This window comes from Streptomyces sp. NPDC048507 (assembly GCF_043199995.1).
Taxonomy (GTDB): domain Bacteria; phylum Actinomycetota; class Actinomycetes; order Streptomycetales; family Streptomycetaceae; genus Streptomyces.
On the sequence record NZ_JBICWZ010000003.1, the window covers coordinates 297,778 to 318,691 of the forward strand.

The window sequence follows — 20,914 nt, forward strand, 5'->3', positions numbered from 1 at the left end:
CACCTCCTACCCGTGGAAGGGCTCTGCGTTGGGTGGTCCGGCGGCGGCGAGCAGGGCCCGCTTCTCGTCGGGGGTGAGTGTCGACTGCGGCTTGCGCACCGACTGTTGTGGCCGTACGGACTTCGGGGGGTTGATGCCCTTGACGCCGTTCTTGCTCCGCTGCCAGTTCGCGACGTTCATCGCGTCCACGGCGGCGCACAGCAGGTTGTCGGCGAGGGTGAGTCCGTCCCCGCCGGCCGCCTTCACCAGGAGCGAGGCGGGGTCTTCGAGCAGCCCCCGCACGCACGCGGTGAAGTGGCGGAACGGCAGAGCGTCGGCGTCCATGCCACGCAGGGCCAGGTCGGCCTCGGCCGCCCGGAACAGGCTCGGCGTGGCAAGAACGGCTACGACCCTTTTCCCTCGGCTTCGGCCTCGCTGTCCGGGGTGTCGCGCTCCGACATCCAGGCGGACACGACCTCGCCGACGACCTTGATCGGCAGCTCCATCAGGGCGGTGAAAGCGGCCTCGGGCCAGATGCCTTCGAGCAGGTCGAAGATCGTCTCTACGTCCGTCTTCCCGCTGGCGAGGGCACGGGAGATCTTCCGCACGCCGCCCGTGGGAAGGGTGGCCGAGGTCGGTACCTCGTACAGCTCGCCCTTCCACGTGAACTCGAACGACCCGGTGTCGACCGCCTTCGTGGCGGCGTCGGCGTCGAAGGCCACTTACTTGCCCCCTGCCGTGGTGGAGTCGGCGGCCGAGCCACCGTTCGGCGACGGAGTGGGCGCGGGAGACGGCGCCGGCGTCGGGGTCGGGGCCGGAGTCGGCGGGGTGTCGCTGCTGGGGGTCGTGTCCGCGTCGGGGACCGAGTACGTGTAGGTCGGAGCCCACGCCGCGTCGTTGGAGAACTTGCGCATCAGGTTGCCCGCGATGTCCTTCGACGGGTACACGCTGATCGTCAGCGGGTAGGAGACGGCGCCCGCGTTGGAGTAGGTGACGGCGCCTCGGGCGGTGACCTCGCCGTTCGGCACCCAGATGCGGGTCTGCGTCGCGCCGTCGAACCAGTCGAGCACCCAGGCCGACGGGCCGGCCTTGATCGGGACGACGTCCATCTTGTATTCGGTCGTCGGCGTACCGACCGCCGTGACGCTGCCCTTGTAGAAGGCCTGGAGGGTGTTCTTGTTGGTCTGGATCATGGTCACCGCAAGGGAGCCCTTGCTGGCCGTGATCACGGTGCGGACGATGGCCGCGTTCTGCCAGGCCGTGATGTCGGCGGTCGAGTCGTCCCAGGACTCGACCACGCCGTCCTCGGAGAAGTACCCGAGGTCAAGCCATGTCGCGGGCAGGGCGGTCGACACGTTGGTCGGACCGGCCGTCCCGAGGGGCGCGACGTACAAGTTGCCCGTCGAGGCAACCCGTACCTCCTCGGCTCGAAGTGCCATGATATGTCCCCTTTCGGGAGGTCTAGCGGGGTGTGGGTTGGATCGCGGAGTCGGCCCGCAGGTCGAACTCGACGGTCATCCAGGCACGCGACGTGCCCGAGGGGGAGTCGTCCAGGAGACGGGGGCCGGTGAACTCGCCGACCTGGTAGCAGGGGGTGCCGCCCAGCAGCGACGTGCCGGCCAGGGCCCAGAGCCGGGTCCGGACCTGCATCATCAGCGCGAGGGCTTCGGGTTCCCCGGTGTGCCAGGTGAAGACGTCCACGCGGGCCCGGTCGCGGACCGGGGGGAGCGCGGCCCCGCCGACCAGCCGCAGCTGGACCAACGGCGGCCGAGGGGTGGAGTCCTGCGGTACGCGGGAGACGACCGGGATCGGTGCCACCAGCGGTCGCAGGTAAGAGGTCAGCAGCAGTACCGCGTCGGGCCAGGCCATCAGTCGCGGGCCGCATCGACGGCCGCGCCGAGCGGGCGGTGATCTGCTTCGTAGGCGAGGGGGACGCCGATGACGGTCGCGCCGGCGCGTTCCCTGCCCGTGTAGGAGTCGGCGATTATGCCGCCCGGTGCGCGGGAGAAGACGCCGGTGTCGGTGGTGTGGCGGACCCGGTCGGCGATCTTCTCGGCCCGCCGCAGCAGGTCCTTACGGACGTCCTCGGAGGTGAGGATCTTCCGCATCCCGTCCTTGTCGGGACGGAAGCTGATGGTCCTGGGCATGGTCACCCCGTGTAGATCACTAGAGCGACCTCACGGTGATGGAGGCCGCGGGGGGTGAACACCGGGTTCGGGGGCCCGTTCGTCTCGAACGTGAGGCCCTGCCACTCGTACTGGTCGAGCGGACCGGTGTCCTGGTGGTTGGTGATCAGCAGCCATCCCTCGGTCTGCTGGTCGCGGCCGTCGGCGGCGGCGCGGGCGCGGGAGTCCTGCTGGATCCAGCCGGTGATCGGCGTGCGGGTAGCGCCGCCCTCGTAATCCCAGGTCTCGGATCCGTAGGCGTCGGTGACCCGCGCCGGCCGGACCTGGACGACCTGCTGAGGCAGCAGGTGTTCGGGTACCTGGTCGCTCATGACGACCGTGCCCGGATCACGTGGCCCTGGTCCACCTCGTCGGCCAGGGCCCGCAGGAATGCGGACAGGGACCGCTCGAAGCCTTCGACGGACCGGCCGCTGACCGTGCCCATGCGCCGCTCGGGTGCGTCCCCGATGCGGAGCCACACGGCGCGGGTGATCTTCTCCGGGTCGGTCACTGCCGTGCCTGGATGGTGGTGGCCTTGCGCCGGTAGACCGCGAGGGCGTCCCGGTCGGCCTGGGTGAGCGTGACGGCCGCTCCCCCACCAGCAGCCTGCTGGTAGGAGTAGTTACCGATGCGCTCCGACAGCATGCCCGCGGCCATCGACGGGGCGAGGAGCACCCGCAGCGCCATCCCGCAGACCGTGGCCATCACATCGGGCGGCACCGTCTCGTACCCGTACGCGTAGGTGACGGTGTACGTGCTGGTCTCGCGGTCCCAGTCCGGGTCCGTCCACGACTCGGGCGCGTTCAGCCACCCGCCGTGGATCCACAGCGCGACGGTGTCGACACCGTCGAAGGACCAGGTATGCGGCGGCATCAACATGCACGGCATGGCCGGGGCCGGTTGGCCGTCGCTGATGATCGGGGAGGGCCAGCCGGTGCGCATGTGCACCGCCCACACCGCGTGGACGGGCGTCTGGGGAAGCCGCAGCAGGTTGCCGACCGGCCGCTGAATCGTCACTGCCTGCGGCTGGAACGTGAACTCCTGCCGTGTGTAGGACCTGACCAGCGCGGACGCGTCGGCCAGCACCGCGCTGGACCGCGCCATCTCCTCGGGTGTGAGGGACCGCCCGAGCCGGTCGGCCAGGTCGAAGGGCCGCGCCAGCGGGGGCAGCGGCTGCGGCGGGTACACGCGGACTACTTCGCGGCAGCCGCGGGGGCCGGCGCCGGGGTGTCGGACGGCGGCGTGACGGCCGGGGTGACGGCGGCGAAGGGGTACTTGCCGGTGGCCGTGTCCGGGTTGGGGCCGAGTCGGGTCGCGACCTCGGCGGCCGTCCACGCGATGCGCATCACCGCTCGCCAGATCGTGCTGTCCATCTGCATGGCGTTGGCCACGACCTTGCCGGTCGCGTCGGAGATGACGCCGGACGGGTGCTGGGTGAACGTGATGTCCTGGCGGATGCCCAGCAGCGACTTGGACCAGTCGCCGTGGATCATGAGCGCCTTCGCCGGGTCCCAGCTGCCGTTCGTGACCTCGCGCATCGGGAAGCCGTACAGGCCGGTGTTGATCGCTCCGGCCAGGTCGGTCTGGTAGATCGGGGCGCCCTGCGAGTTGCGCATGCCGACCAGCTCCCACCCGATGCCGGGGGTGGCGGCGAAACCGTTGGTCGTGTAGCCGCGCTGTACGAGCTTCTGTGCGGACTTCGCGGCCGTCTTGGCCAGGTCCTCGGTCGCGGATGCGGCGGTGGTCTGGGTGGCTGCGGTCGCGCCGTCGAAGATGGCGGCCGGCCAGGTCGCGGGCTTGTTCACGCCGAACAGGACGGCGGCGTCCAGGGCACGGCCCAGGGCTTCCACCACCTGCGGCTGGACCTCGTCCCAGATCGGGAAGCCCGAGTCCTGGGCGTAGGCGTCGGGGATGACGACCAGGGCGGCCAGCTCCTCCACGATCAGGTTCTTCCCGGTCCACTCGGCACTGGTCGTCTGCTTCAGGTCCGTGAAGTCATTGGCCGAGTTGCCGACCCAGTACGCGCCGGCCAGCGCGGCGGTCGCGGGCATGCGGGCCTGGCGGGTCGACATCGTCCGGCGCTGGGAGAGCGCCATCACGGCCGAGGTCTGCGCCACGTTCTTGATGACCTGCTGCGACCATTCGATCGGCAGAAGGTCGGGGTTGGAGTGTTCGACGTCGGTGAATCCCATGACGTATCCGTCCTTTCACATACGGGGGGATGGGCTAGTCGATGCGCGGTCGGCGCATCCACGCGTTCATGTCCGTGACCTGGTCCGCTCCGGGCGCGAGGGCGCCGGGCTGGAGGTTCGCGACCGGCTTCTTCGCCGAGGTCGACGGGGCGCCGAAGGCCTCCTTCAGCGCGTCCGCGGACCGCTTCAGGTCGTCCTCACTGGCGCCCTGGAGGAACGTGGCCTGCTGGGGGGTGAGCCCCTTGGAGGCGGCGACCTTCCCGCGCAGCAGCTCGACCTCGGCGGCGATCCGAGCGGACTCGGCCTCGGCGGCGGCGTCCTGGGCGGCCTTCAGCTGGTCGGCCAGCCGCTGCTGGTCGGTCTTCTGCGCGTCCTCCAGGGCCTTCAGCTGCTTGGCCGCGGCGGCGTGCTCCTTGGCTCGGGCCTCCCACTTGCGGGCCTGGGCCTTCCAGTCGGTTCCGCCTTCGGGCTCGGGCTGCTGCCCGGTCTCGGCGGCGGGATCGGTGGCGGGGTCGACGGCCGGCGCGGGGTCGAGCGCGGGCGCTTCGGGGGCAGGTGTGGACATGGATGTGTCTCCCGTGCGGGATCGGATGGTCGCGCCGGCCGTGCGGCCTGACGGTTACTCGGCGCCCGAGGGGGCGCTGGCCGAGGACGGCGCGGTCGCCTTGTCCTCGCCCCGCAGGTGACGGCGGAAGGCGTTCAGCGCGTCCTTTCCGGACTCGCCTCTCGTTGCTTCACGCCATGCGGCTTCGAGCCGCTGCACCTCGGGTGGTTCTGGTTCGCGCCGGTATACGGCGGAAACGGAGCATCGGTCGTTGTCGTGGGCGGCGAAGTGGGCACGGGCTTCGGACCCGTAGGCAGCTCCGCGGGAGGCCACCATTGAGCAGAACGCGCACGGCGATCCGGAGGTGACCCGCCGCCAGCCGGCGATCTGCTGCGGACGCTGCCGGACGGTCTCCAGGACTGTGTTGCGGCTGCCCTCCATGGACAGCCGCTGACCGGCCCCGCCGAGTCGCTCAGCCATCGCGCGCCGCGCGCCGGTCACGTCACCGGTCTTGGCCATGTGCTGCTTGAAGGCGACCGGGCCGACCACGCGCAGGGCGTTGGCGAGCTGCTGCGGATTGGCGCGGGCGATCACGACCGGGTTCAGCTTGATGCCGTTGGCGGCGGCGTGCGCGATCAGGTAGCGGCGAGCAAGGGCGGCCAGCGCGTCCTGGGCGACCGCGACTTCCTGCTGCATCTGCGTACCGACACGACCCCACCACCCGTCGATGTCGCCGACGTCGGCGCCGAGTGCGAGGATCCGCAGCCGGCGCCCGATCAGACCGGCGACGCGCAGGGCCTGCTCGCGGTGTTCGCGGGTGAGCAGGTCGGCCGCGGCGTTGGCCATCAGGCAGCCATCGGCGGTACGGGTGCTGCCACCGCAGTAGGCGCGGCCGGAGCGGGCGCGGGGGCGAGCATCTGGGTCAGCGCACCGAGCGCGTCCTGGTCGTCGGCCATCGCCTGCCAGCGTTCGATGTCCTGCTGGGTGACGCCGGGAACCCGATCCCAAAGCGCGGGCCCGGGGATTCCGAGGCCCTGCACCAGCTTGCCAAGGGCGTCGGCGACCTGGGCGAGGGACCGCGGCTGGGTGTCGCGCCAGATGACCTGCGAGGCGGTGTCGTTCCAGCCCTCGGTGTCACCGATAGCGAGACAGCCCAGGCGCAGCATCTGCTCCAGGCCCTCGCCGAAGGTCGACTTGTGCTCGGCGAGGTCCATCTGGTGCGCGTCGGAGAGGGCGGCCAGGGCCTCGGCGGAGATGTTGGACACCGACCCGCCGATCAGCAGGTTGTGCGGGGGGATCCGGGCGACCGCCGCCATGTGCAGCAGGGCCCGGTCCCGGGAGTCCAGGTAGCCGTTCAAGTCCGTCTGCCCGAACTCGCCGAACTTCGTGTCGGTGGACTCGGCGTGCAGCAGCCCGTCGACCCGGATGTTGAAGGGTTCGCGCGGGGTGCCGTGGACGTCTTCTTCGATGGTCATGCCGGTGACCCAGCGCTGCCGGAACGCGCTGTACTGCTGCGCCATCAACAGCGCATAGGTGGTCTGGTCGACCTGCCGCTGCACCCGCAGCAGGGGCTGGATCTTCCCGACCGGCCCGTCGTCCAGGTCGTTGGAGTCGCTGATCCGCACGATGGGGCAGACGCCGAGGTCGTGGCGTTCCGACACCCCCAGCTGGGGGGACCGTCCGCCTTCGCCGAGACACAGGTGGTGCACGAACTCGTCGTCCACCAGCTTCGCGTCCCCACCGGCGCACACGATCAGCGCGGCCACCGGCCACTCGTCTTCGAACGCGTCGGCGTACAGAGCGGTGCACGTACGGGGGGAGAGAGGGGTGATGCGTGGCGCCGGGACCGCGCCGGCCACGCCGGGCAGGACCAGCGCGTACGACAGGCCGTAGGTCACGGCCGCCCGGTACAGGGAGTTCTGGCGCGCGTCCATGCGGTTGGGCTGCCACACCGTCTTCCACGCCGAGGACATGTCGGTCGCGTCGGACTGGCGGTAGCCGTCCACGTACAGGCCCTGGGCGACGGAGGCGACGACCAGGGGAAGCGCGTTGAACTTGGACTGGTCGATCAGGTCGCGGTACTCCGAGGTGACCTTCTTCGGGACGTACAGGCCGCGGCCGATGTCGTGGAGCGCGTGGTAGATCGGGTCCAGCCGGCGCTTCTCCGCGTCGCGGGCCTCGATCAGCCTCCGCGCCATCTCGACCACGTCGTTGGGGTTGTCCACGGTCAGCTCCATCCGACGACACGGCCAGCGCGCTTGCCGGTGCGGCTTCCGTTGCGGGTCCAGGCGGGCGAGGCCAGCAGGTCGGCGCGGCACATGTCGGCCAGCAACATGGCTGCGAAGGCGTCCACCTTGCGGTCGCTGCTTCGGTGCTGCTTGCCGAAGGAGACGCCGTACCGGTTCGGCCGGCGCCGTGCGTTCAGGACGTGCCGACGCAGGGTGGCGTCGGCGGTGTGGAGGATCTGGCCTGCCGCGATGGCTTCGACCAGGGCTTCGCAGCGGCGGGTCGACTGCTGGAGCCGACCGCGCATGTCCCAGCCGACCGCCGACCCGGGCGAGGCCTGCACCAGCAGCCGGTCGCCGAAGGTCTGCGACCAGGTGTCGATGTAGCTCGCCCAGTGCTCCACGTCGGCGTAGAAGCCCACCACGTTGTAGAGCCCGTCCGCGTGGTCGACCATGTCGGCGACGGCCTGGCGGTCGACCTCCCATCCCTCGCCCTGCGGCCCGTCCGGCTTCTCCCAGACACCGAGGGGCTGGACCAGGCGGTCCTCCACGCGGATCGCGACCAGGGCCGTGGCGTCCTGCCGCAGCGATCCGTCGAAGCCGAGGACGATGGTGTCGCCTTCGGCGAGGCGGTCCGACGTGGCGCAGTCGTCCCAGTCGGCGGGCGCGACCAGGGAGTCCTCGGCCACGGACACTTCGTTTAGGTAGAACCGGCGGGCGTCGGCGGGGTGTGTGCCCAGGTCGTAGACCTCGTCCACGATGCGCGTGATGTCGATCCACGGCGCGTCGCGGTACAGCTCCTTCAGCGCGGCCCGCAGCTTCGGCTCGTCGGCGAGGTCCTTGACCACGGCCTTCGGGTGGAAGCGCAGCAGACCCGCGTCGGTCACGCCGGCCTCGGCGAGCTTGTCGGCGTACAGGGACGTCTGCTCGGCCACCGAGTCCTCGCCGGGCCTCCAGCAGTTAGTCGTCTCCAGGGACCGGCCGCCGGTCTTGCCGAGGTTGCGGCGGATCGTCGCCGCCATCCGGATCCCGCCGTTGGCGGCGACGGCCAGGTGGGGCTCGTCCAGGATCGCCGCGGTGGTCCGCTGCCCCTCGCGACTGGGGGCGCTGGCCGTCACCGGCTCCAGCTTCCCGTTGCGGGTGCGGACGCGGGTGATGCCGAGGTCCAGGCCGTCGATCTCGCGGGCGGCCGCGCCCTCGCGGAGCATCGACAGCACCAGCGTCATGGTGTTCTCGGTCTGATCGAGCGAGCAGGCCGCGAGCTGCACGTGCGGACTCGGGTGCGGCCGGCCGACCGCGAGGCCGTGCGCGTCGGTGCCGTCGTACACCACCGGACCGGCGAGTTCGCAGCAGCTGATCGCTGCTGCGAGCGGACTTTTCCCGAGCCTTTCGGCATCACGATCTGCCCACGCCGGTAGAGCCACCCCCCTCCGGGCAGCACCGCATACCACCAGCAGATCAGCCGGGCCTGGGTGTCGGTCCACTGCCACGGGCCACCCGCGCCGACGCCGTCGGGCTGGGCCAGCATCGCTTCGCCCCAGCCCAGCACGTCCGGGCCGAGGGTGAGGATGCCGTGGTCCTGCGGCCACCCATGCGGGATACCGTCCGCACCCAGGGTGAGCGGGACGTCCAGCATCGTGGTCACGCCTTCTTCGCTCCGGCGCGGATCTTGTCATCCATCTCGTGCGCCATCACCGCGCGGATCTGCGCGTCCGCCAGGTCCTGGGTGTCGTGGCAGGCCAGCGTCGTGCCGTCGTCCTTCTTCACGACGCACCACTTCTCGCCGCGCTTGACGACCCGGTACGGCATCAGCTGCTCTTCGCTACCCGGTCCCAGCGGGCGCGGGCGGCGGCGCGCTTGCGCTCCGACTCGGCCGCGGACACGGCGGTGCCGACGTCGGGCAGGGACAGCTGACGCAGCAGCGTGCCCATCGTCGCCCGGTACCGGCGCAGCGTGTCGACGGCCGGGTGGAGCTTCGCGCCCTGGGAGTTGTAGACCATCAGGTCGTCCCCCTCCATCAGCTTCTCCAGCTGCTCGACCATGTCGGCGCACCGGCAGGCGTCCTCCAGGACACGCAGCTCATCGGGGCGCAGGTGGTAGGCAGGGACGACCGAGGACCACAGCCGGCGCCCCGCGGGGCCCAGCTTGGACGGTGCCTTGGGCACTGGCAGATCGCTCATGGTCATCACCCCTTTGCGTGATTGAGAACCTCACCTTCATGAGGTGAGGTTGAGAACATGAGCACACTCGAATCGCGAGCCCTGTCCGCGTACTTCCGTCACAGCGACGGTCTCGTTGCCCAGCCGAGCGGCGACCCCGATGTCATCGACCACCAGGGCCTGACCTATGTGGTGCTGTCCAACGTGAACGGCACGCTGGCCGTGTACCGGCACCTGCCGGCAGGACAGCTCAAGCGGATGAAGCGCTGGCCCGAGGAGGTTGCGCCCCGCTGACCCCAGGGCGGGGTCGAGGCGGTGCAGTCAGATTCGATGGCTATGCCGCCCCGTTCAAAAAGAAGGGGGGGCGGGGCGGGGTCACCCCCAGGGAGGGTGACCCTCCGTGATGGTGGGCGGTCCGGCCTCGCGCACTGAGATCAGGGTGTGCGAGGCCGGAGCCTGGACCCGTCCGTCCTGCTGGTCACCACGGCAGCGGACAGGCGGGTCGTCTAGAAGGGCGGACGGTCGAGCCGTCGCAGCCCGGGGTGTTGCTCGGCCGGCCGGGCGCGCGAGGGGCGCGGGCCTTGGGCTTCGTTGGCCTGGATCGCGGTACGCCGTCTGTGGTGGTGACGGCATAGCGTGCGCAGCATGTGGGGACGGTGGTCGTCCGGGTCGCCGAGGTGGTCGACTTCGAGCTGGGTGGTCTCGGTGCAGCGTGTCCCGTCGGCGCGGGTCCAGGTGCACTGGTGTCCGTCGCGCTCCAAGATGGGCGGCCTGATGTCGGTGGCCCAGTCGGCGGGCAGCGGCGCTGTACGCCAGGGGGTGGCCATGGGCATCACCTCCCACAGACTCAGGGCGCCCGGTGCAGCAGGAACGCGGACCCGATGTGTCTCGTGTACGCGGGCGGGATCGCCTCGCGCAGGCCTTCGCGGGTTGCCCAGTGCATGCCCATGGCCAGCCTGCCCGCGTCGACCCCGATGAAGTTGCCGACGACGTGCATGTTCTGACCCGGTGCCGGGCGCCGCCCCATCTTCGCCGTGGGGCGGGTGTGCGACGGGTGGCGCGGGGCTTGGATCGGGAAGCTCGACTCGAAGATCCGGTGGCGGTAGGTCCCGAGGCCGAACATCGAGCCGCACAGCAGGACCGGGTCGCGGAGCGGGGCGCCGATCACGTTCTCGATGACGTAGGGGACGCCCAGGCTGACGAGCAGTTCGCGGGTGGGGGCGATCAGGTCGGGGTGGTCACGGGCCCGGATCTTCTGGGCTCGGGTGTAGCGCTGGCACGGGGGCGAGGCGTGGATCAGGTCGAAGCTGCGTCCGTACAGGGCGGCGTATCCCAGCGCGTCGCCCTGATGGAAGTCGAACGGGTAGTGCGGTTGCGGTGCGCGGTCGACACCGACGGGTTCGAGTCCCGCCATGGCGTACCCGAGGGATCCACCCCCTTGGCAGCAGAACAGATCGAGTACCCGTACTCCAACGAGGGGCAGGTATCGGACATCGACTCTTCCCATGGCCAGCACCCCCTGCCCACCGGATGCGATCAACAGGAGGGGATGCCGGCGTACGGAAAAGGCGCCCACGGTGGGGCGCCTCTCAGGGGTCCGGCATGCCCTTTCCGCGGGTCGCCGCGGTAGGCATGCCGAACACGGGTCAAGTGTGACACGGCATGATCTTCTGCGCAATACGGGCATATGGGTGATTGACCGACTGTCACCCCTCGGCGGCCTGCTGCTTCTCGTACGCCATGATGGCGGTGTCGACGTCCCAGGTCTGAATGAGCGCATGCCACCTGGGGCGCACGCCCTCGCCCCGGTCGATCAGCAGATGGGGTGTGGTCCAGGCGGCGATGATCGCGCACTCCTCGGCCTTCTTCTCGACCCAGCGCGCGGCGTGCGTGTCTGCGCCGACGCGGTCCTTGTACGCCTCCAGGGCATCCTTGCCCTCGCGCCACCAGACCAGGGCGAGACCGTCACGCCGTACGTCCAGGCACCAGTCCTCGGCGGTCCGGCCGTCGGGCAGGATCGTCGTACGGAGCATCTCGCGGATGGCGGGGTCGATCTGAGCGGGAGTTACGTCGTCTGTCTCCATGGGTCCATCGCACCATGACGAAGGCCCCCGCGCTCGGATGACGCGAGCGTGGGGGCCGTGTGGGTCAAGGAGGGGTCAGGCGGCGGCCTGTTCCTTCCGCGCCCGGTGGCGGGCGAGCATCTCGGCGTCGCGGGCTTCGGTGTTGGCGATCCGCTTGCGCAGGCCCGACACACTCATCGTGAGGGCGCGTGCCATCTCGGCCTGGATACCCAGGATGCCGGTGGAGTTGAGCTTGACGATCAGCCGGTCCTCCAGCTTCGCGTAGCGCTCCTTCATGGCGCGGGCGCGCAGCAGCTCCATGTAGTCACCGAAGGTCTGCTCGGTGATGCCGCGCCGCGCGAGCTGCGCGAGGGTCTGCCCGCTCGCGGCGGCGAACTCCTCCAGGGTCTTCGGCATGAGGTCTTCGACGGGGGTTCCGGTGGTCTCCATGCCCCACACAGTAGCCCATGTCGTACGACTTTGGAATACGACTTGAGTTGTATACCCTTGCACCCAAGTGCTATGATCACTACGTGAGCAGGGAGAGACCCCGCCACAGAGAGGGACACATGAACTGGACCGTCTACCTGGAAGACTCGGTAAAGGCGCTGATCGCCTTCGACCCCGAGGGCACCATGGTCCTGATGGAGATCGGCGCCCTGGCCGAGACCGGCCCGGTCGGTGCGGTTGACCCGGTCAACCCGAACCTGGTCCTGGAGCCCATCATGGGCCGCACGGCGACGCTGGACGTCGACTGGGACGCGAAGATGATCCTGGTGACCGCGATCAGCTAACCGAATGAGCGAGGCCCGCCCCCGAGCAGTGGGGGCGGGCCTTCTTCGTATCAGGATACCGTCGGCACATCGTCCGGCTGACGGACCAGCGGTAGAGGTTGGCCGCGGATCCGGGCTTCGACGATATCGGCGACCTCGGCGGCGGAGACGACCAGCATCCGGGCCTCGTACCCGCGCCGGGTGAGGTGACCACGCCGGACCCACTGCCGGATCACCTCTCGGCTGACTCCGGCGGCGATGGCGGCCAGGTCGCTGGTGACGAGCCTGTCGCCCCCCGACGACCTGCAGGTCCGGCGAGGCATCAGGCGGCCTTCGCGACGACCGGGATGTCGCCGAGCATCCGGCCCAGCAGCAGCAGATGGGTCGGGGGCCAGACGGTCCTGCAGGTACTGCAGCGGACCGTCCCGGACGTCAGGCTGCCCTGCAGGGACCCGCCGCACGGCTGCCCGCCCTCGGCGTCCAGAGGACACACGCCGAGAGGTACGCGGGCCCGCTCGGGGAAGGCCAGCGAGCGGGCGGCTGTCGACAGGGTCTTCAGCTCGGCGAGGAGGTCGGCAGCGCCGGCCGCGAAGTCGAGCGCGATCCAGGACATGTGGTCATCCAGCCGCTGGCACACCTCGCGGACGCGGTCCCGGCCGCGCCACCGTGGCCGGCCCAGTTCGCGGGCTTCGTGTACGGCCTCCAGCCACTCGGTGAGGATGTCAGCCATCCCGCCGGGCCCGCGCAGGCTGAGCACGTCCAGCACGCACGGCAAGGGTGCCTCGCGGCTGCCGCTGACCCGCTGCTGCTCACCCGACCCGGGGACCAGGGCGACGGCCAGGGCGTCATGAAGGACCGGCAGCTCTGCCAGGTACCGGCGGGCCCTGTCGACGCAGGGCCAGCACAGTACGCGGGGGACGGCGGACCGCCGGCTGCAGGCGGTGCACGCGAGCGTTGCATCGTCGGTCACTTCCCGAACACCCGCTTAAGCTGCTCCGCCATGCTCTCCTCGCCGAGGAACTCTTCGACGGCTTCCGGGTTGATCCTGTCCCGTTGGGCGCGCTCCTCCAGCCAATCCGTCGCGCTCGTCTTCCGAGCGAAGTACATCTGCATCTTGGCGACGGGAGGGCGTCGCGAGTCGCAGTTCATCACGACCAGATAGGCGCCGAGGCGCGTCAGCCGGTAGTTCTCCACGAGACCCCCGGTCACGGCCTTCACCGGGTGCAGAGTGATCTGCCTGTCCGCGATCGTGTCATGCGCTCCCCACACCGTCCGGATGACTGCCATGGCCCTATAGACCGCAGGGACGAATTCCTCCCACGCCATATCTCCGAGTTCGCAGCAGAGTTTATTTGCGTCCCAGAACTCCAACCCAGACTCGTCGATCTCCTGCAGCCCGCTGAGGAATCCGTCGTCGGTGATATCCATGATGGTGCCTTTCGGGAAGGTGGGTGTCGGTACCACCGACACCCACCGAGACGGACTAGAAGGGGGCTTCGGCGGGGTAGGCGGCGCCGGCCGCGATGCGCGGCTGCCCGTACTGCGGGTGCTTGCCCGTGGGTGCGTCGTCGACGGACACCACGGGCGCGGCCGGCGGCGTGTACTTCGCCTCGTACAGCTTCGGAGCGTTGTACTTCGGGTTGGTCTTGGGACCGTCGCCGGTGTAGCGGACAGAGAGCGTGCCGCCCTCGGCCAGGCCCTTCGCGCCGGCCGCCTTGACGGCCTGCTGCACGGCCTTCTTCATGTTGGCGCGCAGGTACAGGCGGCGGCGTCCGTCGTCGTCCGGGTCGGCAGGGTCGCGCAGGTCCGTCTGCAGAGTCACGACGACCTGCTTCTTCGGGGTGCCGTCGTCCCAGAAGGCGGGCTTCTCGGTGTCGAAGTCGCGCTGCTGCTGGACGAATGGCTTCTCGGAGATCGTTCCACTGATGTCGTCGCCGACGTTCAGGAACTTGGCCGAGCCGACACCGCCTTCCATAAGGAAGTCGTCGGCATTCCCGAGGTCCACATTCTGGCCGTATTCGTTCATTCGCATTTCCTCATTTCTCGTTTTCAACGCACGCCCGCTCTGCGGCTCTGGGGGCCGCCCTTCAGGCAATCAGGTCTTCGCAGGTGTCTTTCCTGCGGCGGGCGAAATGCCCGCCTCGGCATCCCCGCTCGTCGGCCTCGACCGCGTGGCCCGGGTCGAACCAGGGGCACCAGCGGCATTCGGACTGGGCGGTCGCGGGGATGACGTCCATAGGTGTTCCGGCGGGCAGGCCGGCGATCTCGTCGAGACGGGCGAGGGACGCGTCGACAACGTCCTGGTCGGGTGCGTAGGACCAGATCTGGGCCTTGTCGCGGATCTTCGCGGCGCGCGGCAGGACGACGATCGCGATCTTGCGTACCTCCAGGCCTTCGTTCTGCAGGCCGCGCCCGTAGAGCTGGCCCTGGACCAGGTAGCGGTTCGGCGGGCCCTGGGTGCCGTAGCTGCGAAGGGTCTCGGGCCCGACCAGCTTCCAGTCGTACGCGGTGGCGGTGGCCTTGTCGTACAGGTCGACCTGCCCGGTCATCCCCGGCCGCACGGTCACCCGGTGCTCGATCAAGTAGCGCTCGCGCCCCAGGGTGCGGTTCCGCTGGCGGAAGACCTCGGCGATCCAGAGGTGGGCGGAGGTTCCGAGGATGGCGGCCCAGCTGTCCTGGTCCTGCCGTACGGGCGGGGTGCCGATGACCTTGTACCGAAGCCGACGGGCACAGTCGTCGCCGACCTCGCTGGGGCCGATGGCGCGCTGCCTGCTGCGGTCCGACTGCGAGTCGGCGGAGAGGAAGAGGTCTTCCAGCGCGTTCGCGAGGCCGAACGTCTGCTTGGCCAGGGGAAGCGCGGGACTCGGTCGGTCGGCGGTCTTGCGCAGACCGGCGAGGCGGTCTTCGAGGACCTTGCCCTTGTCTGCGGCGACCTGTTGCGCGGCGTCGGTAACGGCGTCGGTCATCGGACCGGGGGACCTACGAGCACGCCGGCGGGCATCGCCCTGTTCAGGCTGGCCAGCACCATCAGGTTGCCCACGATGGCGCGGATGTCAGCGGCCCTGAAGCGACTTGGGTACTTTTCGAGCTGGGACCCCAGGGTGAGCCACGCGTCCCGGGGGTCACCGGACTCGATGGCGGGGCGGGCGCACCTCGTGTGGTACCAGCTACCCCGTACGTAGGTGATCGCCTCGCCCTCTGCCGTGAAGCGGCAGCAGGCTTCGCAGGGGTACCCCCATTGCGACCCGTCGCGGGCGGTCCGCTTTCCGGTCGACGGTACCGACATGAGCCGGACCGTCACCCGCTCATCGGCGTGCAGCTCGTCCTGCATGGCGTCTCCCTCTGCTCGCATCCTTGACCACGCATCACAGCGTGTGTGACAGCCGACCTGTCCGATTAGCTGTCTACCTACGATTCTAAGGTGATATGTCACGATTCGCCACAGAGCGTACGGGTGAATCGAGGGAGTAACTCCCTCGCTCAAAGGGGTGTATGTGTAGTTGACCTTGGAAGTCACGGCGGCCGGTGGGGTGGGCTACATCTCACATTGTGAGACTGACCCCCTCCATTGGGGACCTTGGGGACCACTGGGGACCATGTGGGGACCTTTTCGCCCCCTCGGAGACACAACGCGCTGACCTGGCCTTTTGTCTTGAATCGTCTCAGCATGTGAGATTTGCAGGCCCATTGGGGTCCTTGGGGACCACTTTTCGACTTGTGAGAGCTGAGAGGCCAGGAAGAGAGGTTGATAAGTACATGACAAAGTTGTCATGTACCTGCTCTCTTCACTCTCCGGTGATGCCTACTTGCGTTCTGCTTTTCTTTTCGCAAAGATACTCAGACCCACCCGCCGGGAGATCGCGATCCCCCTGGCGGCCCCTCCTTCCGTGCACAAGGAGAGCCCCACATGCGCGCTCAGCAGAACGACGTCGACCAGACGCCCCGCCGACGACCAGGCCGACCCGCCGGCGTCGAACACGACAAGGTCACCCGCAACGTCTACGTCTCGAAGTACCGGGCCGAGACAGGAGAGAAGAAGGCGCGTGAGGTCGGCTTGAACCTCTCCGTCCTGGTCGACTCGCTGCTGGAGCGCTTCATCAAGGGCGACGTCCCCTCGGACTGGCTCCGCCCCGCCCCGCCGGTACAGCCGTCGCGCTGACCCTCAGTCGTTCCAGATCGTTCCAGTAATCCAGCGTCGCAGTGAGAGAGGGCCGGAAATCCCGATTCGGGAATAACGGACTATTTCTCACAAAGCCGTCTTCTTCTGCAAGCGGGCCGTAGCTTTTGGGGACAGGATTTGTCTTCCAAACTAGCTACGCGGGTTCGATTCCCGTCACCCGCTCTGAAGCGAAAAGGGCCAGGCCGAGGACATCTCCTCGACCTGGCCCTTCGCCGTTCCCGGGGCCCCTTGCCCTGCGGAATCGGTCGGCCTTCCGCCACGACTTCCAGGCCCTGGAGAAGCACGGCAACCGGCAGAGCCGGTTCGAGTACGGACCGTTTACGAGTTCCTCGCTGATGGTCGCCCGGCGGAAAAGAGAGAGGGTGCAGCTGTGGACGCGGAGCGAACGGCTGGGGCGCGCCAGGGCAACGCGGCGCCGTTGAGGTCCTCGGCATGACCAGCAATGTGCCGACCTGCCCGGAGTGCGGCCAAGCCATGAAGTTCGGCGGATTCGTGCTCTGCCGGCGGGAGGACGACGGCGAGCGGGTCTGCCGAGGTGTGTGGAAGTGCCCGACGCCGCATGTCTGGTGGAACTGGGCCGACCGGCCGCACGAGACGCTGGAGGCGTGCCCGATGCCCGGGATGTTCCGCTGACATCCGCGCCTTCCCGCCTCCCCCTCGTGTGCCCGACCGGACGGCGCGTGGTGGGGAATCACGGTGAACCGCGGTGGCCGCTCGGCTCGGGTGCGGGTCAGGGGCCTGGCAGCTCGGGGCCAGGTCGCGGGAGATCCCCTCCGGCCGGCCTGGTGCGTGCCTTGCCTGTCCCGGGGCCCGCGCGGGCCGGGCCGTACGATCGGCAGCCATCGGTCAGGGGGTCTCGCATGAGCGCAGGCATGGCGCTCGCCGTCAGCGGCGACAGGGAATGGGTCATCCGCAACGCCAAGGGGCGGAAGTTCGTCCACGAGTCCGCGGAGGAGGCCTTCGGGGAGTTGCACGAGTACGGGGAGGGAGCCGTCGTGCTGACCCGCCGGGTCTACCGGGGGATGTTCCGCACCAAGCCCGTCACCGACTGGCAGGAGGTCGCTCCGCCCGGGCCGGGGTCAGAGCTTGATGCCCGCGATGGTGTCCGCCAGGGAGTTCAGGAAGCGGTTGACGTCCGGGGCGATGGAGCTGGACGCCAGGAAGAAACCGAAGAGGACCGCGACGATCGCGGGACCGGCCTTCATGTGCTTGCCGCGGATCAGGATCACCAGGATGATCGCCAACAGAACCACGACTGACAGCGAAATGGCCACTACTGATCACACCTTCGGTCGTCCCCTGGCCGGCCCGGGGCGTGCGGCCCTGCACACCCCTACACGCACCATCCTCCCACCAACGGGCCCCGGCTATCCGTCCCGTGACGAATCGCCATCGGTTCTTTCCCGCCAAGCACACACTTACTTGGCATATTTCGGGCAAGAGGTACGGGTCAGGGGGCGGTGACGCCGAGCAGGGAGCGGACGTACGCGTACTTCGCGGTCAGCCGTTCGCGGGTGGGGGCGTCCAGCGCGGACAGGCGTACGGGGTCGGCGTTGTGCGCGAGGTCGGCTTCCTTGACGAGGGGCGCGCCGGGCGTGGCCAGGATGCGGGCGGCGTACTCCTCCAGCGCTTCCCCGGGGCGCTTGGTCAGGGCCAGCACCATGGCCTTGACCTCCTCGGGGACGGCCAGGGAAGCCAGTTCGCCCGGGCTCAGCGCCTCGTCCTCGACGGAGTCGTGGAGCCAGCCCGCCGCCTGCTGCGCCGGGGTGCCGCCGAGCAGGCGGACGCCCTCGGCCACGGCCGCGAGGTGCTCGGCGTAGGGCCGGCCGGCCTTGTCGGTCTGGCCCTCGTGCGCCCGGCGGGCGAGGGCCTCGACCTCCTGGAGGGTGAGCGGCTGCTCCGTCATGCGATCCCCTTCGCTGCCGTGCGCAGGGCCCCGGCGGCCCGGCTCACATCCGCGCGCGTGGTGCGCCAGTTGGAGAACGCGGCGCGCAGGGCGGGGGTTCCCCCGTACACGGTGGGGGTGACGAAGACCTCGGCTCCCGCGGCTTCGCGCAGGGCGGCCAGGCGTTCGGGGGTGGGGTCGGCGGCGAGGGTGAAGCAGACGACGTTGAGGCGGACGGGGGCGAGCAGGCGCAGGAGCGGGTCGCGCTCCAGTTCCGCGCCGAGGGCGCGGGCGCAGTCCACGTCGCGTTCGACGATCTCCCGGTATCCGGCGCGGCCGTACGCGCGCAGCGTGAACCAGGCGGCCAGGGCCCGCAGCCGGTGGGAGTTCTCGGGGGTCAGGTGGACCAGGTCGGGCTCGGGGCCCAGGGGTCCCAGGTAGGCGGCGGCGTTGGCGAAGATGCGGGCCTGGAGGTCACGGCGGCGGGTGAACTGGACGGCGCTGTCGTAGGGGACGTTCAGCCACTTGTGCAGGTCGACGCAGACGGAGTCCGAGGCGTCGAGTCCGGCGGTGAGGTGGGCGTGGTCCGGGGAGAGCGCGGCGAAGGCCCCGAAGGCGGCGTCGGTGTGCAGCCAGAAGGAGTGGCGCTCCCTGAGGGCGGCGAGGGCGGGCAGGTCGTCGAAGTCGACGGTGTTGACGGTGCCGGCGTTGGCGACGACGACGGCCGGGCCCGGGGTGTCGGCCAGGGCCCGGTCGAGGGCGGCGGGGTCGACGGCCTCCCGGCCGGGGAGGGTGGGCACCCGGACGAGGGAGCGGCGTCCGAGGCCGAGGACGGACAGGGCCTTGGCGATGGAGGAGTGCGGGGCGCCGGACAGGACGCGGACGGGGCCGAGGGCGGCCGCGCCGTCCTCGGCCGGGGAGACGCCGAGGCGCTCGCCGAGCCACTCGCGGGCGATGGCGAGCCCGACGGTGTTGGACATCGTGGCGCCGCTGACGAAGGTGCCGGTGTGGGCGTCGGAGAGGCCGAAGAGGCCGCGCAGCCAGCCGGTGGTCTCGCGCTCCAGGTGCTGGCCCGCGCCGTCGAAGGCGGAGTTGGAGTTCTGGTCGTGGGCGGCGGTGAGCCAGTCCCCCGCGAGGGCGGCGGGGGTGGCGCCGCCGGTGACGAAGCCCAGGTAGCGGGGGCCCGCGGAGGCCGAGAACCGGGGCGCCCAGCGGCTCTGGAAGGCCGCCAGGGCCGCTTCTGTGCCGGTGCCGTGCTCGGGCAGCGGTTCGGGGGCGGGCGGCGCGGCGTCGGCGGGGGCCGGTACGACGGGCCGCGCGTCCAGGGCGGCGAGGGCGTCGGCGGCGGCGCGGCGGGTGGCGTCGAGGAGAGCGGGGAGAGCGGCGAGGTCGGCGGCGAGCGGTGCGTCCATGCGCGGACGGTAGCCCGGGGCGGGAGCGGTGCGGGCGGGCCAATCACCACGAAGTGGCCCGGGGTGCGAGTCCGGCCCCGGGCCGGGGGCGCGGGGCGGGGCGGGGTCAGGACGGGGAGCGGCGGATGAGGAGGAGGGCCCGGTCGTCGTTGACGTCCTTGGCGACCTTCTCGATCAGGTGCCAGGCCGCGCCCTCCCAGCCGGCGGCGACGTAGCGGTCGGCCTCGCCGGTGAGCTTGTCGATGCCCTCGCTGATCTCCCGGTCGGCGGTCTCGACGAGGCCGTCGGTGAAGAGCATCAGGACGTCGCCGCGCCGCAGGTTGCCGCGCGCCGGGGTGAACTCCGCTCCGTCGTAGACGCCGAGGAGCGGGCCCTCGCCGGTGACCTCCTGCCAGCGGCCGGTGCCGGCCGACAGCTGGAGGGCGGGCAGGTGCCCGGCGGAGAGCAGCTCGTAGTCGCCGCTCTCCAGGTCCAGGACGAGGTGGATGGAGGTGGCGAAGCCCTCGTCCCAGTCCTGGCGGAGCAGGTAGCCGTTGGCGGCGGGCAGGAAGCCGTGCGGGGGCAGCGCGCCGAGCAGTCCGCCGAAGGCTCCGGAGAGGAGGAGGGCGCGGGAGCCGGCCTCCATGCCCTTGCCGGAGACGTCGGTGAGGACGATCTCCAGGGTCCGGCCGCCGTTGGTGCGGGCGGCGACGACGAAGTCGCCGGAGAAGGACTGTCCGCCGGCCGGGCGCAGGGCCATCTCGCGGTGCCAGCCGCGCGGCAGGGCGGGCAGCTTGCTCTGGACCCGGATCCGTTCGCGCAGGTCGAAGAGCATGGTGCCGCCGCGCCGCCAGGGCACGCCGACGCGGCTGCGGAACTGGGCGATGACCAGCCCGAAGAAGCCGCACGCCGCCACCACGAGCACCGTCCCGGGGGTGACCCGGGCGGGCCCGCCGGTGTACGGGCCGAGCACCAGGGCCTCCACGATCAGCGCGGTCGCGGAGGCGGCGTAGAGGCCGAGCAGGCTCGCGGGGCGCAGCAGCAGGCCGCCGGCCACGATGGGCAGGACCAGGGCCGACGGGGAGAACCAGACGGGCATCATCAGCGTGCCGCAGGCGATCGCGGGTACGGTCAGCAGCAGCCCGCCGAAGGCGAGCCAGTCGGAGGCGTCGCCGCGGAAGTAGTCGACGGCGGATTTGCGCAGGGCGGTGCGGGCCCGGTGCCAGAACGCGCGCATCCGGGCCGCGTACGTCTCCACACGTGCCGAGGCCATTGCACCGGGACCCTATCCATCCCGGCTGTGTGTGCGCAGGGGTACCCCCGGACGTAGGTCACCTCCGGGGTCGAAAACAGTTCGA

The 20,914-nt window shown here is 70.2% G+C and carries 32 protein-coding genes; 4 read left to right on the plus strand and 28 right to left on the minus strand.

The genetic code is table 11. The features are described from left to right. Positions 1–6: 6 nt before the first annotated feature. The 15 genes from ACGFXC_RS10400 to ACGFXC_RS10470 form a co-directional block, all read right to left on the minus strand. A complete protein-coding gene (locus ACGFXC_RS10400; RefSeq protein WP_393711447.1) occupies positions 7–324 on the minus strand; it encodes a DUF5361 domain-containing protein in 318 nt (105 codons plus the stop codon). Positions 325–383: 59 nt separating this feature from the next. Beyond that, complete coding sequence (locus ACGFXC_RS10405) at positions 384–701, minus strand: hypothetical protein (protein WP_393711448.1); 318 nt, start codon at positions 699–701, stop codon at positions 384–386. After that, positions 702–1,418, minus strand: a complete 717-nt coding sequence (locus ACGFXC_RS10410) for a hypothetical protein (RefSeq protein ID WP_393711450.1) — start codon at positions 1,416–1,418, stop codon at positions 702–704. It lies immediately after the preceding gene. A gap of 22 nt (positions 1,419–1,440) precedes the next feature. After that, positions 1,441–1,848, minus strand: coding sequence for a hypothetical protein (locus ACGFXC_RS10415; protein ID WP_393711452.1), 408 nt, complete (start codon positions 1,846–1,848; stop codon positions 1,441–1,443). After that, the gene (locus ACGFXC_RS10420) at positions 1,848–2,126 is read right to left on the minus strand and encodes a hypothetical protein (protein WP_393711454.1); all 279 of its coding nucleotides are present in this window, start codon (positions 2,124–2,126) and stop codon (positions 1,848–1,850) included. Before ACGFXC_RS10420 ends, ACGFXC_RS10415 begins: the two co-directional genes overlap by 1 nt. A gap of 2 nt (positions 2,127–2,128) precedes the next feature. Continuing rightward, the gene (locus ACGFXC_RS10425) at positions 2,129–2,476 is read right to left on the minus strand and encodes a hypothetical protein (protein ID WP_393711456.1); all 348 of its coding nucleotides are present in this window, start codon (positions 2,474–2,476) and stop codon (positions 2,129–2,131) included. Beyond that, the gene (locus tag ACGFXC_RS10430; protein WP_393711458.1) at positions 2,473–2,655 is read right to left on the minus strand and encodes a hypothetical protein; all 183 of its coding nucleotides are present in this window, start codon (positions 2,653–2,655) and stop codon (positions 2,473–2,475) included. Before ACGFXC_RS10430 ends, ACGFXC_RS10425 begins: the two co-directional genes overlap by 4 nt. Next, positions 2,652–3,332 (minus strand): hypothetical protein, encoded by a 681-nt coding sequence (locus ACGFXC_RS10435; RefSeq protein ID WP_393711460.1) that lies wholly within the window; start codon positions 3,330–3,332, stop codon positions 2,652–2,654. The genes ACGFXC_RS10430 and ACGFXC_RS10435 overlap by 4 nt, the downstream gene beginning before the upstream one ends. A 5-nt stretch (positions 3,333–3,337) precedes the next feature. Beyond that, positions 3,338–4,336 (minus strand): phage major capsid protein, encoded by a 999-nt coding sequence (locus tag ACGFXC_RS10440; protein WP_393711462.1) that lies wholly within the window; start codon positions 4,334–4,336, stop codon positions 3,338–3,340. 34 nt (positions 4,337–4,370) lie between these two features. After that, entirely contained in the window at positions 4,371–4,901 is a 531-nt protein-coding gene (locus ACGFXC_RS10445) for a hypothetical protein (RefSeq protein WP_393711464.1), read from the minus strand. Positions 4,902–4,955: 54 nt separating this feature from the next. Then, a complete protein-coding gene (locus tag ACGFXC_RS10450; RefSeq protein WP_393711466.1) occupies positions 4,956–5,726 on the minus strand; it encodes a hypothetical protein in 771 nt (256 codons plus the stop codon). After that, the gene (locus ACGFXC_RS10455) at positions 5,726–7,105 is read right to left on the minus strand and encodes a phage portal protein (RefSeq protein WP_393711468.1); all 1,380 of its coding nucleotides are present in this window, start codon (positions 7,103–7,105) and stop codon (positions 5,726–5,728) included. The genes ACGFXC_RS10450 and ACGFXC_RS10455 overlap by 1 nt, the downstream gene beginning before the upstream one ends. Before the next feature lie 2 nt (positions 7,106–7,107). Then, positions 7,108–8,433 carry a terminase gene (locus ACGFXC_RS10460; RefSeq protein WP_393711470.1) on the minus strand — a complete coding sequence of 442 codons (1,326 nt, stop codon included), beginning with the start codon at positions 8,431–8,433 and terminating at the stop codon, positions 7,108–7,110. A gap of 313 nt (positions 8,434–8,746) precedes the next feature. Continuing rightward, positions 8,747–8,914, minus strand: a complete 168-nt coding sequence (locus tag ACGFXC_RS10465; protein ID WP_393711472.1) for a hypothetical protein — start codon at positions 8,912–8,914, stop codon at positions 8,747–8,749. After that, on the minus strand, positions 8,914–9,285 hold the full coding sequence (locus ACGFXC_RS10470; RefSeq protein WP_393711474.1) for a P27 family phage terminase small subunit: 372 nt from the start codon (positions 9,283–9,285) through the stop codon (positions 8,914–8,916). The genes ACGFXC_RS10465 and ACGFXC_RS10470 overlap by 1 nt, the downstream gene beginning before the upstream one ends. A gap of 57 nt (positions 9,286–9,342) precedes the next feature. On the opposite strand from ACGFXC_RS10470, the gene ACGFXC_RS10475 reads away from it, so the two are divergent. Further along, complete coding sequence (locus ACGFXC_RS10475; protein WP_393711476.1) at positions 9,343–9,558, plus strand: hypothetical protein; 216 nt, start codon at positions 9,343–9,345, stop codon at positions 9,556–9,558. A gap of 212 nt (positions 9,559–9,770) precedes the next feature. Here the strand turns inward: ACGFXC_RS10475 and ACGFXC_RS10480 are convergent, their stop codons facing one another. The 4 genes from ACGFXC_RS10480 to ACGFXC_RS10495 all read right to left on the minus strand — a co-directional run bounded on the left by ACGFXC_RS10480 (position 9,771) and on the right by ACGFXC_RS10495 (position 11,777). Continuing rightward, a complete protein-coding gene (locus ACGFXC_RS10480; protein ID WP_393711478.1) occupies positions 9,771–10,091 on the minus strand; it encodes an HNH endonuclease in 321 nt (106 codons plus the stop codon). Positions 10,092–10,111: 20 nt separating this feature from the next. After that, positions 10,112–10,678: an SAM-dependent methyltransferase gene (locus tag ACGFXC_RS10485; RefSeq protein ID WP_393711480.1), complete on the minus strand. Its 567-nt coding sequence runs from the start codon at positions 10,676–10,678 to the stop codon at positions 10,112–10,114. Positions 10,679–10,970: 292 nt separating this feature from the next. Continuing rightward, entirely contained in the window at positions 10,971–11,348 is a 378-nt protein-coding gene (locus ACGFXC_RS10490; protein WP_393711482.1) for a hypothetical protein, read from the minus strand. A 75-nt stretch (positions 11,349–11,423) separates the two neighbouring features. Next, a complete protein-coding gene (locus ACGFXC_RS10495; RefSeq protein ID WP_393711484.1) occupies positions 11,424–11,777 on the minus strand; it encodes a hypothetical protein in 354 nt (117 codons plus the stop codon). 119 nt (positions 11,778–11,896) lie between these two features. Here ACGFXC_RS10495 and ACGFXC_RS10500 point away from each other — a divergent pair, with 119 nt between their 5' ends. Then, a complete protein-coding gene (locus ACGFXC_RS10500) occupies positions 11,897–12,121 on the plus strand; it encodes a hypothetical protein (RefSeq protein ID WP_393711486.1) in 225 nt (74 codons plus the stop codon). A 301-nt stretch (positions 12,122–12,422) separates the two neighbouring features. Here ACGFXC_RS10500 and ACGFXC_RS10505 read toward each other — a convergent pair whose 3' ends face one another. From ACGFXC_RS10505 to ACGFXC_RS10525, 5 genes are all read right to left on the minus strand, one after another. Further along, the gene (locus ACGFXC_RS10505) at positions 12,423–13,070 is read right to left on the minus strand and encodes a hypothetical protein (protein WP_393711488.1); all 648 of its coding nucleotides are present in this window, start codon (positions 13,068–13,070) and stop codon (positions 12,423–12,425) included. After that, positions 13,067–13,528, minus strand: coding sequence for a hypothetical protein (locus ACGFXC_RS10510; RefSeq protein ID WP_393711490.1), 462 nt, complete (start codon positions 13,526–13,528; stop codon positions 13,067–13,069). The genes ACGFXC_RS10505 and ACGFXC_RS10510 overlap by 4 nt, the downstream gene beginning before the upstream one ends. A gap of 55 nt (positions 13,529–13,583) precedes the next feature. Next, a complete protein-coding gene (locus ACGFXC_RS10515; protein WP_393711492.1) occupies positions 13,584–14,126 on the minus strand; it encodes a hypothetical protein in 543 nt (180 codons plus the stop codon). Between the two features lie 61 nt (positions 14,127–14,187). Next, entirely contained in the window at positions 14,188–15,066 is an 879-nt protein-coding gene (locus tag ACGFXC_RS10520; RefSeq protein ID WP_393711494.1) for a hypothetical protein, read from the minus strand. After that, positions 15,063–15,431, minus strand: coding sequence for a hypothetical protein (locus tag ACGFXC_RS10525; protein WP_393711496.1), 369 nt, complete (start codon positions 15,429–15,431; stop codon positions 15,063–15,065). The genes ACGFXC_RS10520 and ACGFXC_RS10525 overlap by 4 nt, the downstream gene beginning before the upstream one ends. Before the next feature lie 576 nt (positions 15,432–16,007). Here ACGFXC_RS10525 and ACGFXC_RS10530 point away from each other — a divergent pair. Continuing rightward, the gene (locus ACGFXC_RS10530) at positions 16,008–16,259 is read left to right on the plus strand and encodes a hypothetical protein (RefSeq protein WP_393711498.1); all 252 of its coding nucleotides are present in this window, start codon (positions 16,008–16,010) and stop codon (positions 16,257–16,259) included. Positions 16,260–16,712: 453 nt separating this feature from the next. Next, on the plus strand, positions 16,713–16,913 hold the full coding sequence (locus ACGFXC_RS10535; RefSeq protein ID WP_393711500.1) for a dehydrogenase: 201 nt from the start codon (positions 16,713–16,715) through the stop codon (positions 16,911–16,913). A 446-nt stretch (positions 16,914–17,359) separates the two neighbouring features. Here the strand turns inward: ACGFXC_RS10535 and ACGFXC_RS10540 are convergent, their stop codons facing one another. From ACGFXC_RS10540 to ACGFXC_RS10555, 4 genes are all read right to left on the minus strand, one after another. Next, the gene (locus ACGFXC_RS10540; RefSeq protein WP_079426944.1) at positions 17,360–17,554 is read right to left on the minus strand and encodes a hypothetical protein; all 195 of its coding nucleotides are present in this window, start codon (positions 17,552–17,554) and stop codon (positions 17,360–17,362) included. Positions 17,555–17,730: 176 nt separating this feature from the next. Further along, positions 17,731–18,186: an HD domain-containing protein gene (locus ACGFXC_RS10545; protein WP_393711502.1), complete on the minus strand. Its 456-nt coding sequence runs from the start codon at positions 18,184–18,186 to the stop codon at positions 17,731–17,733. Continuing rightward, the gene (locus ACGFXC_RS10550) at positions 18,183–19,577 is read right to left on the minus strand and encodes a pyridoxal phosphate-dependent decarboxylase family protein (protein WP_393711504.1); all 1,395 of its coding nucleotides are present in this window, start codon (positions 19,575–19,577) and stop codon (positions 18,183–18,185) included. Before ACGFXC_RS10550 ends, ACGFXC_RS10545 begins: the two co-directional genes overlap by 4 nt. A 106-nt stretch (positions 19,578–19,683) precedes the next feature. Beyond that, positions 19,684–20,829 carry a PP2C family protein-serine/threonine phosphatase gene (locus tag ACGFXC_RS10555; RefSeq protein WP_393711506.1) on the minus strand — a complete coding sequence of 382 codons (1,146 nt, stop codon included), beginning with the start codon at positions 20,827–20,829 and terminating at the stop codon, positions 19,684–19,686. Positions 20,830–20,914: the final 85 nt, after the last annotated feature.

What these genes read in the sequence shown, in the direction of transcription:
- ACGFXC_RS10470 (WP_393711474.1), bottom strand. Translation starts at nt 9,285, where the DNA reads ATGAGCGATCTGCCAGTGCCCAAGGCACCGTCCAAGCTGGGCCCCGCG.
- ACGFXC_RS10400 (WP_393711447.1), bottom strand. Translation starts at nt 324, where the DNA reads ATGGACGCCGACGCTCTGCCGTTCCGCCACTTCACCGCGTGCGTGCGG.
- ACGFXC_RS10550 (WP_393711504.1), bottom strand. Translation starts at nt 19,577, where the DNA reads ATGGACGCACCGCTCGCCGCCGACCTCGCCGCTCTCCCCGCTCTCCTC.
- ACGFXC_RS10415 (WP_393711452.1), bottom strand. Translation starts at nt 1,848, where the DNA reads ATGGCCTGGCCCGACGCGGTACTGCTGCTGACCTCTTACCTGCGACCG.
- ACGFXC_RS10555 (WP_393711506.1), bottom strand. Translation starts at nt 20,829, where the DNA reads ATGGCCTCGGCACGTGTGGAGACGTACGCGGCCCGGATGCGCGCGTTC.
- ACGFXC_RS10520 (WP_393711494.1), bottom strand. Translation starts at nt 15,066, where the DNA reads ATGACCGACGCCGTTACCGACGCCGCGCAACAGGTCGCCGCAGACAAG.
- ACGFXC_RS10545 (WP_393711502.1), bottom strand. Translation starts at nt 18,186, where the DNA reads ATGACGGAGCAGCCGCTCACCCTCCAGGAGGTCGAGGCCCTCGCCCGC.
- ACGFXC_RS10485 (WP_393711480.1), bottom strand. Translation starts at nt 10,678, where the DNA reads ATGGCGGGACTCGAACCCGTCGGTGTCGACCGCGCACCGCAACCGCAC.
- ACGFXC_RS10440 (WP_393711462.1), bottom strand. Translation starts at nt 4,336, where the DNA reads ATGGGATTCACCGACGTCGAACACTCCAACCCCGACCTTCTGCCGATC.
- ACGFXC_RS10425 (WP_393711456.1), bottom strand. Translation starts at nt 2,476, where the DNA reads ATGAGCGACCAGGTACCCGAACACCTGCTGCCTCAGCAGGTCGTCCAG.
- ACGFXC_RS10535 (WP_393711500.1), top strand. Translation starts at nt 16,713, where the DNA reads ATGACCAGCAATGTGCCGACCTGCCCGGAGTGCGGCCAAGCCATGAAG.
- ACGFXC_RS10495 (WP_393711484.1), bottom strand. Translation starts at nt 11,777, where the DNA reads ATGGAGACCACCGGAACCCCCGTCGAAGACCTCATGCCGAAGACCCTG.
- ACGFXC_RS10475 (WP_393711476.1), top strand. Translation starts at nt 9,343, where the DNA reads ATGAGCACACTCGAATCGCGAGCCCTGTCCGCGTACTTCCGTCACAGC.
- ACGFXC_RS10465 (WP_393711472.1), bottom strand. Translation starts at nt 8,914, where the DNA reads ATGCCGTACCGGGTCGTCAAGCGCGGCGAGAAGTGGTGCGTCGTGAAG.
- ACGFXC_RS10490 (WP_393711482.1), bottom strand. Translation starts at nt 11,348, where the DNA reads ATGGAGACAGACGACGTAACTCCCGCTCAGATCGACCCCGCCATCCGC.
- ACGFXC_RS10530 (WP_393711498.1), top strand. Translation starts at nt 16,008, where the DNA reads ATGCGCGCTCAGCAGAACGACGTCGACCAGACGCCCCGCCGACGACCA.
- ACGFXC_RS10420 (WP_393711454.1), bottom strand. Translation starts at nt 2,126, where the DNA reads ATGCCCAGGACCATCAGCTTCCGTCCCGACAAGGACGGGATGCGGAAG.
- ACGFXC_RS10480 (WP_393711478.1), bottom strand. Translation starts at nt 10,091, where the DNA reads ATGGCCACCCCCTGGCGTACAGCGCCGCTGCCCGCCGACTGGGCCACC.
- ACGFXC_RS10515 (WP_393711492.1), bottom strand. Translation starts at nt 14,126, where the DNA reads ATGAACGAATACGGCCAGAATGTGGACCTCGGGAATGCCGACGACTTC.
- ACGFXC_RS10445 (WP_393711464.1), bottom strand. Translation starts at nt 4,901, where the DNA reads ATGTCCACACCTGCCCCCGAAGCGCCCGCGCTCGACCCCGCGCCGGCC.
- ACGFXC_RS10525 (WP_393711496.1), bottom strand. Translation starts at nt 15,431, where the DNA reads ATGCAGGACGAGCTGCACGCCGATGAGCGGGTGACGGTCCGGCTCATG.
- ACGFXC_RS10500 (WP_393711486.1), top strand. Translation starts at nt 11,897, where the DNA reads ATGAACTGGACCGTCTACCTGGAAGACTCGGTAAAGGCGCTGATCGCC.
- ACGFXC_RS10510 (WP_393711490.1), bottom strand. Translation starts at nt 13,528, where the DNA reads ATGGATATCACCGACGACGGATTCCTCAGCGGGCTGCAGGAGATCGAC.
- ACGFXC_RS10450 (WP_393711466.1), bottom strand. Translation starts at nt 5,726, where the DNA reads ATGGCCAACGCCGCGGCCGACCTGCTCACCCGCGAACACCGCGAGCAG.
- ACGFXC_RS10410 (WP_393711450.1), bottom strand. Translation starts at nt 1,418, where the DNA reads ATGGCACTTCGAGCCGAGGAGGTACGGGTTGCCTCGACGGGCAACTTG.